The 12,563-nt window shown below is 56.1% G+C and carries 14 protein-coding genes; 11 read left to right on the top strand and 3 right to left on the bottom strand.

The window, feature by feature from the left end; translation table 11 throughout:
- Window positions 1–97: 97 nt before the first annotated feature.
- From ACVWYY_RS03045 to ACVWYY_RS03005, 9 genes are all read left to right on the top strand, one after another.
- Window positions 98–754 carry a response regulator gene (locus tag ACVWYY_RS03045; RefSeq protein ID WP_457384811.1) on the top strand — a complete coding sequence of 219 codons (657 nt, stop codon included), beginning with the start codon at window positions 98–100 and terminating at the stop codon, window positions 752–754.
- Window positions 754–1,446, top strand: coding sequence for a queuosine precursor transporter (locus tag ACVWYY_RS03040; RefSeq protein ID WP_414329328.1), 693 nt, complete (start codon window positions 754–756; stop codon window positions 1,444–1,446). Before ACVWYY_RS03045 ends, ACVWYY_RS03040 begins: the two co-directional genes overlap by 1 nt.
- 142 nt (window positions 1,447–1,588) lie before the next feature.
- A complete protein-coding gene (gene psbZ / locus ACVWYY_RS03035) occupies window positions 1,589–1,774 on the top strand; it encodes a photosystem II reaction center protein PsbZ (protein ID WP_011433643.1) in 186 nt (61 codons plus the stop codon).
- A gap of 362 nt (window positions 1,775–2,136) precedes the next feature.
- Window positions 2,137–2,643: a DUF2808 domain-containing protein gene (locus ACVWYY_RS03030; RefSeq protein WP_457439564.1), complete on the top strand. Its 507-nt coding sequence runs from the start codon at window positions 2,137–2,139 to the stop codon at window positions 2,641–2,643.
- 231 nt (window positions 2,644–2,874) lie between these two features.
- Window positions 2,875–3,708, top strand: a complete 834-nt coding sequence (locus ACVWYY_RS03025) for an undecaprenyl-diphosphate phosphatase (RefSeq protein ID WP_457439563.1) — start codon at window positions 2,875–2,877, stop codon at window positions 3,706–3,708.
- Window positions 3,709–3,793: 85 nt separating this feature from the next.
- The gene (locus ACVWYY_RS03020; RefSeq protein ID WP_414374584.1) at window positions 3,794–3,931 is read left to right on the top strand and encodes a DUF4351 domain-containing protein; all 138 of its coding nucleotides are present in this window, start codon (window positions 3,794–3,796) and stop codon (window positions 3,929–3,931) included.
- A 316-nt stretch (window positions 3,932–4,247) separates the two neighbouring features.
- The gene (locus ACVWYY_RS03015; RefSeq protein WP_457439561.1) at window positions 4,248–4,859 is read left to right on the top strand and encodes a hypothetical protein; all 612 of its coding nucleotides are present in this window, start codon (window positions 4,248–4,250) and stop codon (window positions 4,857–4,859) included.
- 18 nt (window positions 4,860–4,877) lie between these two features.
- Window positions 4,878–5,474, top strand: coding sequence for a hypothetical protein (locus ACVWYY_RS03010; RefSeq protein WP_457439559.1), 597 nt, complete (start codon window positions 4,878–4,880; stop codon window positions 5,472–5,474).
- Window positions 5,475–6,019: 545 nt separating this feature from the next.
- Window positions 6,020–8,413, top strand: coding sequence for a VWD domain-containing protein (locus ACVWYY_RS03005; protein ID WP_457439557.1), 2,394 nt, complete (start codon window positions 6,020–6,022; stop codon window positions 8,411–8,413).
- A gap of 37 nt (window positions 8,414–8,450) precedes the next feature.
- Here the strand turns inward: ACVWYY_RS03005 and ACVWYY_RS03000 are convergent, their stop codons facing one another.
- Window positions 8,451–10,091, bottom strand: coding sequence for an NAD(P)H-hydrate dehydratase (locus ACVWYY_RS03000; protein ID WP_457439555.1), 1,641 nt, complete (start codon window positions 10,089–10,091; stop codon window positions 8,451–8,453).
- A gap of 2 nt (window positions 10,092–10,093) precedes the next feature.
- Window positions 10,094–10,495, bottom strand: coding sequence for a VOC family protein (locus ACVWYY_RS02995; RefSeq protein ID WP_457439553.1), 402 nt, complete (start codon window positions 10,493–10,495; stop codon window positions 10,094–10,096).
- A gap of 150 nt (window positions 10,496–10,645) precedes the next feature.
- On the opposite strand from ACVWYY_RS02995, the gene ACVWYY_RS02990 reads away from it, so the two are divergent.
- Complete coding sequence (locus tag ACVWYY_RS02990) at window positions 10,646–10,957, top strand: hypothetical protein (protein WP_414383965.1); 312 nt, start codon at window positions 10,646–10,648, stop codon at window positions 10,955–10,957.
- Window positions 10,958–11,062: 105 nt separating this feature from the next.
- A complete protein-coding gene (rpe, locus tag ACVWYY_RS02985; RefSeq protein WP_457439551.1) occupies window positions 11,063–11,773 on the top strand; it encodes a ribulose-phosphate 3-epimerase in 711 nt (236 codons plus the stop codon).
- 87 nt (window positions 11,774–11,860) lie between these two features.
- On the opposite strand, the gene ACVWYY_RS02980 is transcribed toward rpe, so the two are convergent.
- The gene (locus ACVWYY_RS02980; protein ID WP_457403603.1) at window positions 11,861–12,562 is read right to left on the bottom strand and encodes a hypothetical protein; all 702 of its coding nucleotides are present in this window, start codon (window positions 12,560–12,562) and stop codon (window positions 11,861–11,863) included.
- Between the last annotated feature and the right edge of the window lies 1 nt (window position 12,563).

The raw sequence follows: 12,563 nt of genomic DNA, 5'->3' as shown, positions 1-12,563 counted from the left end.
ACTCTAGTGGTGTCCTAGAAAAATTTCCCCGCTCGCCTCATGGGCTGGAGGAAAGGGCCGATCAGGTCGAGTCAATGGGAAGAGGGAGCGCCTCAGCATGACAACCAAGACGGTGTTGGTCATTGACGATAGCATCATGATTCGCAAGATGGTGGCCAGCATCTTGGCCGATCAGTTCCAAGTGGTGGAGGCCAAAGACGGGTTGACAGGGCTGGAAGCGGCCAAAAAACATCACCCCGACCTGATCCTGCTGGATTTTGTCATGCCCAAGATGGATGGCTATGACACGTTGCAGGCTATTCGCCGCGAAGACAGTTTGAAAAATACCCCCATCATCATGATGTCGGGGATGAAGGAGCAGGTGACGGCCCGCATCCCTGAGCCTTTTGTCGATTTCGACTTTATCGAAAAACCGTTTGAGGCGGAGGCTCTCCTTGCACAAATTCAAAAGGCTCTGCAAGTGGCCCCCGTAGCTGCCCCGGAGGCTGGAGGGGAAACCAACACCCAATTGCTCTTGAACAAGCTCACTGCTATCGAGACGCTGCTGATTCAAGGCACGGAAAACCTGATCCAGCGGGAGGTGGTGACGCGGCTTTCCAGCCTCAGCCAGCGTCTAGACCGTCAGGAATCCCACAGCGCTAACCTGGAAGAACAAATCCGTAAGCTCGCCGGCGAAGTGGAACGGCATAGCCAAGGCTTGGCCTTGATCGTCAAGGAGCTGCGGCACATCCGTAAGTTGTTGGGGGGATCCTGATGTCTGAGAGGGTTTTTGAGCGAGCTTATCGACACCTAGATGCGGTGACGGCTCTATTTGTAGCCGTGCTGCTGATTTCCAACATCGCCTCGACCAAGATCGTTCTTCTGGGGCCCTTTACCTTTGACGGGGGCACCATTCTCTTCCCCCTCAGCTATATCTTTGGCGACATCCTCACGGAGGTCTATGGCTATGCCCGCTCGCGACGGGTGATCTGGCTGGGATTTCTCTCGGCGGCCCTCATGTCGGTAACGTTCATGATCGTGGGATCCCTGCCGGCCGCCCCCGACTGGCCCTATCAAGAAGCCTACGACCAGATTCTGGGCCTGACGCCCCGCCTTGTGCTGGCCAGCTTAATCGCCTATTGGGGAGGCAGCTTTGCCAACGCCTATGTACTGGCCCGCATGAAGGTGTGGACGCGGGGACGGTGGCTGTGGACACGCACCATCGGCTCTACCCTGGTGGGCCAAGCGGTGGATACTGGACTGTTTGTCACCTTGGCCTTCTGGGGGGTGTTCCCCGGCCTGGGCAGCTTAATACTCTCCAACTATGTGTTCAAGTGTGCCGTTGAGGCGGCGTTCACGCCCCTGACCTATGCCATTACCGGCTGGCTAAAGCAGCAAGAACAAGAAGACTACTTCGATGTGGCAACCGACTTTAACCCCTTCCGCCTCCAGCCTGTGTCTAGATGAATCCATCAGCCGCCTCAACGGATCTGGCCTTGGGAGGGATCCTATTTTGGTATAGTCAGAGCGTCATCCTATTTATCCTGCTGCCATCCGGTGTTACCGGGAGCTTTTATCCAAGACAAGACTTTTGTGAGGGATCCGCAAGATGATGCTCGTTTTCCAAATTGCTTTGTTGGTGTTGGTGCTTTACAGCTTGCTCTTGGTGGTGGCGGTGCCAGTGCTCTACAGCTCAGCCAGCGACTGGAGCCGGGCCAAGAATGTGATTTTGGTGGGATCCCTGCTCTGGGTGCTGATGGTGATCGGGGTGGGGGTGCTGAGTTTCCTCAAGTGAAGCCGTAGAAGGGCGAGGGCCAATCCACCGAAGGTCACCTTGTGGTCGCAATCAGCGTTGCGTGGGAGCTGCACCGTGGGTGTGGCGGCCCAAAGTTTTTGTCTGGGATCCTGGACGAACTACGCACTTCCGCACCTCGATAAGCCTTAAGCTCTCTCGGTAGAGGGGATCCCATCCTCTACAATGGACGGCGAGGCGTCGGCCTTGCTTGCCATCGGTCAGGCTGTCTACAGGCCGCGCTAGTGAGCTTTGAAGGTGCTGAGGTGTTTCAACCAGCGGAGGTTTGGGTGTTGAGAGCAGTGATGAGAGCAGGGAAATGTTCGCAGGAACTTGGCCTTGCTCGGCGAGGAATGAGGCTGGCCTTGGCGGTTCTGGTGATGGGGAGCCTGGGATCCCTGGTGATGCCCCATTCTGCAGAGGCGCAGTCGGGTTTGGTGATCACCGGCAGTGAAGGGGTACCTGTCCTCAGCTATCGGCTCGATTTTGGCGGGGTTCGCAGTCGTTTGGATCGCTATCGCCTGACCATTCCCCCCCAGAATGTGGCGGTGGCAGAAGTGCAGATCAACGGGGACAGGAATTTCGATGGCCGCATCGATCCGGAAAGTGTCCGCCTGGAGGTAGAAGGCCGGCCTGTAGAGCTGGATCAAGTGTACTGGAACGAGGAGTTTCGCTCTCTAGAGGTGGTGGCCCGTCAACCCATTGCTGCCGGTCAGGAGATCCGTCTGGTGCTCTCCAATGTGCGCAACCCCTCGTCTGCCGGCATCTATCGGGTGGAGGCGCGGGTACGGGGTACGGAACCCAACCCCCTCTTCCGGAATGTGGGCAACTGGCTGATTACCATTGAAGACCCAGAGCGGATTGGCTTCTGATCTATTGACCCGATGATCTGACCTACTGTTGATCTTTGCGGCGATCCTATAGGCACAGCCCTTTTGCGGGTCTGGGACAGCGACACCCAAGTTCCCGGCCAGTTGGGGTGGGATCCCTCTGCAAGTGTTTGTTCGCCGTGGTATGGGCTGCTGGAAAAAGCCGGAGTTCTGAGTTTTTCTAAGAATGGGGATTGTGCAAATCCGGCAAGTTTGGGTGGGGGAGTGTTTACCTTGTTGCTTGCTGACACTTGGTATCCCGATTGGTGGCAGGCTCTAATTTTGGGCATGGTGCAAGGGATCACCGAATTTCTGCCCATTAGCAGCACGGCTCATCTGCGGGTGTTTCCGGCTTTGGTGGGGTGGCCGGATGCGGGCGCTTCTTTTACGGCGGTGATCCAGTTGGGCAGTTTGGGGGCGGTGCTGATCTACTTTGCCTCTGACCTGCGCCAGTTGATCCTCGGCTCTTGGAAGGCTTGGCGAGAACGAGATTTTCAGCAGGAGCCTTGGCGGCTGCTGGTAGGGATCCTGGTGGGAACAGTGCCAATTGTGGTTGCCGGCTGGGCCATCAAGGCCATTTGGGGATCCCCGCCCCGCCAGTTGTGGGTGATCGCCGTCGCAGCCATCGGCTTGGCTGTGTTGTTGGGCTGGGCAGAGCAAACGGGCAAACGCCAGCGAGACCTTCACAGCTTAGGCATTTGGGATGGGATCTGGGTAGGGCTGGCCCAAGCTTTGTCCCTGATCCCTGGGGTGTCGCGCTCCGGCTCGACGCTGACGGCAGGGCTGTTTCTCCATTTGCAGCGCTCGGCTGCCGCTCGCTACTCCTTCTTGCTGGGGATCCCGGCATTATTTTTGGCGGGGGTTGTGGAGTTTATCTCCGAGTTCGAGGCAGAGGCCCTGCTGCCGCAGGGGTTGGGGACGCTTTCGGCCTTCGTCTTTTCCTACTTGTCTATCGATTGGCTAATTCAGTTTTTGCAGCGCAGCAGCACCTGGCTGTTCATTGTTTATCGGATTGGCTTTGGCTTGTTTATTATCTTGGGTTTAGCGCTGGGGTTCCTAAGACCCTAATCAAGCTCAGTCAACTACAATCCACGGGGATCCCTGAGGTGGTCACTCCTTTCTGGCTGCTTTTCCCACTGAGAAGATTGGCAAAATGGGATCCCTGCCTGAGGAGGTGGAGGCTCAGATTCGGTCTTTATCGGTGGAGCGCTTGGAAGAGCTGGGTCTAGCCTTGCTGGAGTTCCAGTCGTTGATTGACCTCACCACCTGGCTTGATGGATTCAGCCATTAAAGGTTCTCCCCTTCAAAAAAGGGCTCCGTATCATACGCTGACGAATCTAAAGATTGAGCCCGTGTGTTGCAGCGCACTTGCACTTTGTTGAAGCAGATGTTAGTTTCTGCTTGAGCATCAGGCTGCAAATCCAGTCTTGCTCTTGTCGGGTGATGAACGGTAGATCCTCCTGAGAGAGTTCCTTCTAGGGATCCCTGCCCTAATTTTGTGTTGCTTGTAGCTCCAATAGAAGGATTGCCGGATCCCTGTGGGGGTCACTTGTGCCACTTGAACTGCTAGAACCAAGGCGATTATGAACGGCCTCAGGATACTGCTTATGTTGATGCTCTCTTCTGTGTTGGTGTTGCTGTGTGGGTGCAGTGGCGGGAGAGGTTCTACCCCCAGTGCAGAAGAAGAGCCCAGTCCTGATCCCACTACTGGATTTGTGCCAGAAAATCCGGGTGAGGATCCCTCTCCAGATATGATCCCGGTCGATGAACTGGATAGATTGTTTCCGAATTTGCCACCGGATCCAGGGGAGGCGGGCAAGCAAACTTTGGAGGGGATTGATGCCGATGGAGATGGCGTGCGTGATGATGTGCAGCGCTGGATTTACCGCCGGTATCCCAATGATGAGCTGAAGCGGAAGGCCATGCTGCGATACGCCAAAGCTTTACAGGCAAGCATCGTGAATGTTGACAGGGATAGTCGAGACCAGGTGCGTGCAAGAGTGCTTGATGGTTTCCGAGCAGAGCGATGTGCAAGATTGGCATTCGGCGGAGTTGATCAATTTGATCTCATTGATGAGGTTGCTGAGGCAGTAAGGGAAGTGCAATTTCAAATGCTTAACACCCAGGAAAGAGTTATTGCAGATTTAACTGTTGATGCCAAGTTCTCTGGACAAGTCGTTGGCGCAGAAGAATCGACATGTACTGACCCAATTCGCTAGATTAGTGAGGATAAATGGATGTTCGGTCGAAATACTGTTCGTCTTGTTGTTTTATTGTGCTGTTGCCTGTCTGTACTGATTCTCAAGTCTTGCTCATTACCAAACAGACCAAATATTCACTCAGTTATTTCTCCCAATTTCAGCTTCAATACCGCTGCACTTGTCCTCAAGTCTAAAATTTACTATATTAACGGACTGGCAACTGAAATACGTGACGCTGAGGATAATCGTGATAGAATCATTGCTGCCATTGGAGGAAACGAAGAGAATGTATTGAGCCGACTCAAAGACAACATTGGGTTCGAGCAAGACATCGCAAACTATCGGCTTGCTTACAACATGGCTTTGGGAGGAATAACTGCGTCTGGAAATGTAACTCAAGCAGCAGACAACCCAACCTTTCAAATCGTTGCATCCATTGCACTCAAGATTCGGGAAGCACTGCCAGAACTGTCAGACCCTCAAGCGTGGCAATATGCTCGTGTTCTTCTAAAAGCCCCAAATGCAAATGATATTCTAAGGCCACTATTGCAAAGGTTTAATGTCCAAGAAACTCTAATTAATCTTCTTGGTCAAAAATTCGGGATAGAATTGCCGACCAACATCTGGATATGATTCGAAGAAATACTATAGCTTCTCTCTACGACAATTTCATTTGGCCAGCCTTGGATGATGCCAGAGATGGTTATCATGTCTTAACTATCTCTAATTCTCAGGGAACAATATTTGTCGATGCTGCCAAGCGGACAATTGCAAATGCAACCTCTCAGAAGATTGCAGGTTGTTTCTTTGGTGGGGTTCAAGTTGCCCACATGATGGGATCCACAATCTCTAGCCTCAATGACATTCCTCTGTATGTCACCTTTGATGAAGATAGAGTGGTCAATTTGGTTAGAGAGGTTGCTCGAGCCTCTGGTGGAATCTCTGATGCTCAGGGTAATCCAGTCTTATCCAGATCTTTACTTGAACCTTTGGACTGGAATGTTAGGCTTGTGCCTCCTCTTGGCCCTGATGCTCTACCTCTTGACGGTCATAGATTTGACAACTTTTACCTCAATCGGAACTTCGAGGCTCGCCGGAAAATATTCCAAATGCTGGGGGATGCAGCAGAAACTCTCAATCCCACAAGCAATCAGTGCTTAGACCTTGAGATTGAGGAAATGGAATTCATTCCTCCTGCAACCTCTACAGGGCAAGCCAACTTGAAACTGAAAGTCCGCTTGCTGGATGCCCGCGGTCGAGTTGTAGAAGATGCCTCCGGCAAACGACCTCCCGTGCAGATCACCTTCCCTAGCATCACCAATGGTGAGCTTGACCCCGCAGAAGGGGAAACGGATGAAAAAGGCGAGTTCACCACCCAAGCCACCATCCTCAACCTGGACAGGCCCATCCAGGGAGGACGGGTCTACATGCAAGTTGATGCGCGGGCCGAATACCAAATTAAGGATGCACAAGGTCGGCCCATCGGGGATCCCCTTGTTGCCACAGACAGCAAACAGTTGAACTACACAGGCGGTTCTGGTTCCGGCTCTAGTGGCTCAGGGGGTTCTGGTGGCTCAGGCGGGGGATACTGTCCTCCGGGGGCCAATTGCGATCCGGATCCCTCCCAGGCGAATCCTGATGCCGGCAAAGCAGATGGGGTAGGGGATCCGCATTTGTACACCCTGGACCGGTTGCGCTACGACTTCCACGGGGTAGGAGAATATATCCTGAGCCAGAGTGTCGTACCCGAACTGGACTTTCAACTGCAAGCGCGCTTCCGCCCCTTCGGCAGCAGCACTGTCGCCAGCATGACTCGTGCCATCGCCACCCAAATGGGATCCCATCGTGTTGCCATCTACACCACCCCTGCCCCGGAACTGAGAATAGATGGCCAACTCACCGACTTACCCCCCGGTGGCTACCTGCTCCTCGCCTTAGCCGAACGCCCGCCCCAAGACCCAGAAGACGAAGACTCTGCATGGGAAACCCCCGACCCCAACTGTACCCCCGGCGGCTGCTACGGCTACGAACTCTTCCGTGGCCATCAGGGTGAGTACATCCTCAACTGGCCAGAAGGAGAAACACTCACCGTTCAACCCTACTTCCCCAACTCTGCAGCCTTTGCTCACCTGAGTTTTACCTTGGAGCTACCCCCCCAATACTTGGGACGAGTACGCGGCCTGTTGGGCAACTACGACTACAACCCCAGCAATGACCTGCAAAGCCGCAGTGGACAGCTAGTCTCCGAGACGGACTTTAACGGGCTTTACCCAGTCTTCGGTGACAGTTGGCGGGTCAGTCCTGCTGAGTCTTTGTTTGACTATGGCCCCGGAGAGAGCAGCGAGAGCCTGAGTAACCGGTCTTTTCCCAGTGGCTTTGCGGAGATTAGCCCAAGCCAACGCATAGGAGCAGAGCGCATCTGTCGGGATTCTGGGATCCAGTTGCACCCAAGATTCAGCTTGGAAGATTGCATTTTTGATGTTGCCATTATGGGTGGAGAGGCAGTGGCCGGGTATGGGGGCACTTATCGAACCACTGAGGCCGATGGCTATACCTTCACTCCCTTGGCCAGTGTCGGGCGAGTCAGAGACTTGGTGAAATCTGGCTCCGATTATTGGGTACTGGAAGAAGTTTGTAATCAATTTTCATTCAATACATGTGTGGATAGGAGGGAGAGAGTGAGTCGTATCACCCCTTTTGGAGGGGTAATTCCAGTGCTGGAGGCAGAAAAAAATGAATGGCCAGGCTATTCAGAGTGGTTCCGCAGAATCGGTGCATTTGAAGATGGGGTGATGCTGCTGAAAGGCACTCGGAGCTTTGATGCAGGGGTTGGAACCCGGAATGTGGGGGTTTTGAACAAAGTGAATGCCCAGGGCCAAGTCTCGACGTTTGTGGATGATCTCCCATTTGGGGCCTTCGGAAGAGGAACTGTAGAATACCTATCCAACCTCGTTCAGGTGGGCAATAGCGTCGTTTTCACCCGGTATAGCTTCCCGGTGATTACGGCTCGGCAAAGTCGGGATTGGCTGCGTTCCTGTTGTGGTCAGGAGTTGCTGCAGGTGGATGCCACAGGGCAAACCACTCAGGTGATGGATTTGAGTGCTTTTTTCCCGCCTGGGTTTTCGCTTATCTCGGATGACTCCGCAACCAAGCTCGTCGGGCAGGAGTATTATTTTCTGGCCAATAACCAAGGGGATCCAAGTATTCTCAAGGCCAATCCCAGTCAGGGGCTAGCGGTAGTGGTGGATGGGCGGGTGATACGAGAACAAAATGGTGGAGATTCTGTACCCATCCGGGATATTGACCTACAAGGAGCCAACTTAGTGGCTTTGTTGGGGCAGAGTCGTCTTTTGGAAGATGCAGAAGGGTCTTGGCGCAGTGGGTTGGCACGGGTGTCCCCTCAGGGATCCCTGAGTCCGATTTTCCGGATCCCGCAGGATTTTAGCTTGCAGCCGGAGAAGATAGTGGTGGAGGATGCGGGCTTTGGTTTGGTGGCCTGTCCAAGGCTTTCGAGTAACCAGCCAGAATTCTATTCCTGTGCCCTTTACCGGGTGACCCCTAGTGGAGGGTAGGAGCAAGCAGGAAGGCTTGGGCTATGACTTAGAGTATTTATTCACCCGCCTGCGACACGGTATGAACAACTTCCTCCTGTTGAAGAGCTTGCAGCGCCTGGGGCAAATGCTCCGCCAGCCGTGCCGGATCCACTCCCGTTAGGCCGCGTTCTTGCGCCAGATGGACAGCCGCCTGAGCATGCCACCACACCCCCGCACAGGCGCAACTGAGCAGGGCGGGAGCGTCCAAAGGTTGACCGGCTTGAGCTCTTCTTCGCGCCACTAGGCCCCCGATCAAACCGGTCAAGACATCGCCGCTGCCACCCCGGGCCAAAGCCGGTGTGCTTTCCGGGTTCACCCAGCATTCCCCAGTGGGAGAGGCGATCACCGTCCGCGCCCCTTTCAAAACCACCACTGCTCCACTCTGGGCTGCCGCCCTTTGGGCTGCCTCGATGCGATCCCCAAGCGGGATCCCCGGAAAAAGCCGCCGAAATTCCCCCAGGTGGGGGGTGAGGATGGCCTGGATCCCGTTTTCTGGCAGGCGCTCTACCCCCATCTCCGCCAGAGCATTGAGGCCATCGGCATCGATAACCCAGGGGATCCCGGCCCAATCCCGCAGCAGGAGTTCCAGCAGCGGTAAGCGGGTTTCTCCCAAGCCCGGCCCCACGGCCACCGCCTGAAAGGGTTTCAAGGACTTCGTCCCGCTGTCGCGATCAGCCACCGGCGGCAGAGAAGGGATCCCCTCCCAGGCATAGACCAAGACTTCCGGCAGGACGCTGTGGATCACTCCTTTCAACTCCGCCGGCACCGCCATCGTCACCATACCCACCCCGCTGGCGCGGGATCCCAGCCCCGCCAACACCGCTGCTCCGGCATAGGCTGCCGAGCCTGCCACCAACAACAGGGATCCCTGGCAGTATTTGTGGGTATCCAAAGGGGGATCCGCAGGAAAGTGCTGCCAAGGCCGCAGCAACAACCGGGGAACCTCATCCTCTGGGCAGGCCCAAGCGGGGATCCCAAAATCAACGCGATGTAACCGTCCTACCCAAGGCAGAGCTGCTTCCTGCCACAGCCCCCGTTTCCAAAGGCCAAGGGTATAGGTATGGCTGGCGCGAATGCAGCAGCCCCAGACTTCCCCGGTTTGGTCGTTGAGGCCAGACGGCAAATCCAGGCTAAGGATGGGGATCCCACTGCCATTGGCCCACCCCACCGCCCCCGCCCAAGGCTCCCCCAAAGGCCGGTTCAGACCGATCCCAAACAGGGCATCAATTAACAAATCGCAATCGGCCAGCTCCTCAAGCTGCCCCACAAACTCCGCCCCCAGCGCCTTGAGATAGCGGGCGTGGTCTGCCGTCAGGGGCTTGAGATCCGGCTTGCCCAACCACACCTTCACCGACTTTTGGGCCAGCCACAGCTCCCGCCCAACCACCAACCCATCGCCACCGTTGTGCCCTGTCCCACAGAGGATCCCAATGCGCTGGACTTGCGGAAAATCCTTCTGCAACTGAGCAACAACGGCCAGCCCCACCTTCTCCATCAGAGCGGCAACGGGCATGCCGGCAGAGAAGATCTGCCCCTCAAGGCGCTGCATCTGCGCGGAACTAACCAAGCTGATGGCCGGATCGAACTGGCAACGAGAACCCATATCGCTACGCAACGCTGTTGCAACCGGCGGCATTGCTGAGGGGAGATGGCTCATGGCTAGGTTGGGCTAATCGAGCTTAGCTCTATCACATTCCCGTCGGGATCCCGGACGAACACTGCCGCTCGCCCGGAAGCGCTCGGTTGCACCTCATACCCTTCCTGCCGCAGGCGAGCCTTCACCGCTTCCAAGTCATCTACCCCCAGCGCCACATGGGGATTACGCCCCCACTTTGAGGATCCCGTTCCGCTTCGCTGCCGTGGATCCATCGGCTCCTCGGCCACGATGAGATGAATTTGGGAGGAACCCACTTGATACCAAGCGCCGGGAAAGTCAAACGGCAACCGTTCCACCTTGGGGAGCCCGAGCACTGTCCCGTAAAAATGTTCGGCTCTGGCCAGATCGCTTACCCAAAGGGCGGTGTGCAGGTGCTGGTAGGTTGGCTTTCGTGGAGTAGTCATCGTCTTGGCGGCGGATCTTGACCCGAGGGCTTTGCAGGATCTGGTGCAAACAGGTTTATTTTCTCGCAACAGCCAGCCAAACCTGTGAGCTAAGGTGGAGCTAACGCACCGGCGACGACCCTACTCTTGTTCTCGCACAGGGGTTGACCTATGGGATCCCGCACCAAGTTTTTTGGCACGGTCTTGGCCATGCTGGCCGTGAACAGCATCTACATGCAGTTGCAGCAGCTTTCCCTGAGGCTGGAGGAAAGGGATCCCGCCCCCTCTGAGCAGTCTTCTCCAGAGCCTCAAAGCAGCAAGGGCTCCGTCCCGCCAACGCGAACGGAACGGCTGGATCCCTGGCACCGTGTTGCCCAAGTCTTGCAGGGTCTGTGGCCCGGCGATGCGAGCTTGAAAGGACTCCGTTCCGCCAACGCGAACGGGATCCTGTCGCCAGAGTCCACGTCCCCCCTGGAGCCTTGAGTGCCAAGCTGAGAGGGGATATAACGCTTTGCAAAGGGGATCAAACCCCGTACCATAGAGGAGCAGGTTTCTCCGTTTCTCTGTTTTCAATCCCCAGGACTCACCATGGTGCAGCCGTCAGCGACCTCTGGGCAAAAGCCGATTGTGATCGCCCCTTCCATCCTTTCAGCCGATTTCAGCCGCTTGGGGGAGGAAGTACGGGCAGTGGATGAGGCGGGGGCCGACTGGATCCATGTGGATGTCATGGATGGCCGCTTTGTGCCCAATATCACCATCGGCCCGTTGGTGGTGGAAGCGCTGCGCCCGGTGACGGCTAAGCCCCTGGACGTCCACCTGATGATTGTAGAGCCGGAGAACTATGTGGCGGATTTTGCCAAAGCAGGGGCCGATATCATTTCCGTGCACGCAGAGTCCAGCTCCACCATCCACCTGCATCGCACCCTCAGCCAAATCAAGGATCTGGGCAAGCAAGCGGGCGTGGTGCTCAATCCGGCCAGCCCCCTGGAGCTGATCCAATACGTGCTGGAGCTGGTGGATCTGGTGCTGATCATGAGCGTCAACCCCGGCTTTGGCGGCCAGAGCTTTATTCCAGCAGTGGTGCCCAAAATTCGCCAGTTACGGGCCATGTGTGATGAGCGCGGCCTGGATCCCTGGATCGAGGTGGATGGCGGCATCAAAGCCAGCAACGCTTGGCAGGTGATTGAAGCACGAGCCAACGCCATTGTGGCCGGCTCGGCAGTGTTCAAAGCCAAAGACTATGCAGAAGCCATTCGCAGCATTCGCAACAGCCGCCGTCCCGAGCTGGTGACAGTTTAAGGTGACAGTTCATTTTGAAGGAAACTGCTCCCTTACTGAAATCCGGCTTGACCCCAGCGCTGCGCTGAGCCAACTCCTCACGTGCCTTTAGCGCAAAGCAGCAGCCCCTTTCTGGGCAGCGTAAGGCCCCGTCCCGCTGTTGACGGCAGTTGTGCCCAGGCAATGGGGAGGCACATCGACGGAGGGGGGGATGATCGGCTGGGGCAAAGTGGGGCTGAAAAAAGTCTGACAAAAAGGCACGCGGTTGCGCCGAATATCGGCAAGGTAGGGGGGAGGAATGGTGCCCAGATAGGCGCCCAGCACCTGCTGCTCGGGATCCTCTGGCAGTATTTGGTAATGCAACATCAGGCGATTATCGGGAAACCAGGCGCGGATAAGCCTTTGCAGGGCCTTCAAGTTGAAGCCCGGCTCTTCAGGGTTGCGAATCAGGTGCATTCCCGCCAGGCGCCCGCCGACAAAATAGGCTTGCACATAAAACCCACGGGCATAGATGGGGGGCTCCAAGGAGTTCTGAGATGAAGGGGAATCGGGCAGGTAAAGGGCTTCACCCCCAGGACGCAGTTGCCAGCGGCTCCAACGGGGATCCTCCCGCTCGCTGGAAATGGTCTCCCAATTGTTGGCGCGGGCGTAGCTCAAGAAGCGCTCCTCGACCATGCCCAGATAGAGCATTTCCATTTGCAAGGGCAGCCGGGCCCGGGTTTGCAACAGGGGCAGAGTGCGCACTTCTCCCTGCTTGAGCACCAAGGTCTCCCCCCGCGCCGAGCAAGGGACACCTATGAGCATAGCCATC

Source organism: Thermostichus sp. MS-CIW-34, from assembly GCF_054060435.1.
Note: the sequence above shows the minus strand (reverse complement) of the source record. Positions and strands in the feature narration are given on the sequence as shown.

Bases quoted from the DNA above. Each gene is read 5' to 3' on its own strand.
- ACVWYY_RS03045 (WP_457384811.1), top strand. From the start codon at position 98: ATGACAACCAAGACGGTGTTGGTCATTGACGATAGCATCATGATTCGC.
- ACVWYY_RS03040 (WP_414329328.1), top strand. From the start codon at position 754: ATGTCTGAGAGGGTTTTTGAGCGAGCTTATCGACACCTAGATGCGGTG.
- psbZ (WP_011433643.1), top strand. From the start codon at position 1,589: ATGATGCTCGTTTTCCAAATTGCTTTGTTGGTGTTGGTGCTTTACAGC.
- ACVWYY_RS03020 (WP_414374584.1), top strand. From the start codon at position 3,794: ATGGGATCCCTGCCTGAGGAGGTGGAGGCTCAGATTCGGTCTTTATCG.
- ACVWYY_RS03015 (WP_457439561.1), top strand. From the start codon at position 4,248: ATGTTGATGCTCTCTTCTGTGTTGGTGTTGCTGTGTGGGTGCAGTGGC.
- ACVWYY_RS03010 (WP_457439559.1), top strand. From the start codon at position 4,878: ATGTTCGGTCGAAATACTGTTCGTCTTGTTGTTTTATTGTGCTGTTGC.
- ACVWYY_RS03005 (WP_457439557.1), top strand. From the start codon at position 6,020: ATGGAATTCATTCCTCCTGCAACCTCTACAGGGCAAGCCAACTTGAAA.
- ACVWYY_RS03000 (WP_457439555.1), bottom strand. From the start codon at position 10,091: ATGAGCCATCTCCCCTCAGCAATGCCGCCGGTTGCAACAGCGTTGCGT.
- ACVWYY_RS02995 (WP_457439553.1), bottom strand. From the start codon at position 10,495: ATGACTACTCCACGAAAGCCAACCTACCAGCACCTGCACACCGCCCTT.
- ACVWYY_RS02990 (WP_414383965.1), top strand. From the start codon at position 10,646: ATGGGATCCCGCACCAAGTTTTTTGGCACGGTCTTGGCCATGCTGGCC.
- rpe (WP_457439551.1), top strand. From the start codon at position 11,063: ATGGTGCAGCCGTCAGCGACCTCTGGGCAAAAGCCGATTGTGATCGCC.
- ACVWYY_RS02980 (WP_457403603.1), bottom strand. From the start codon at position 12,562: ATGGCTATGCTCATAGGTGTCCCTTGCTCGGCGCGGGGGGAGACCTTG.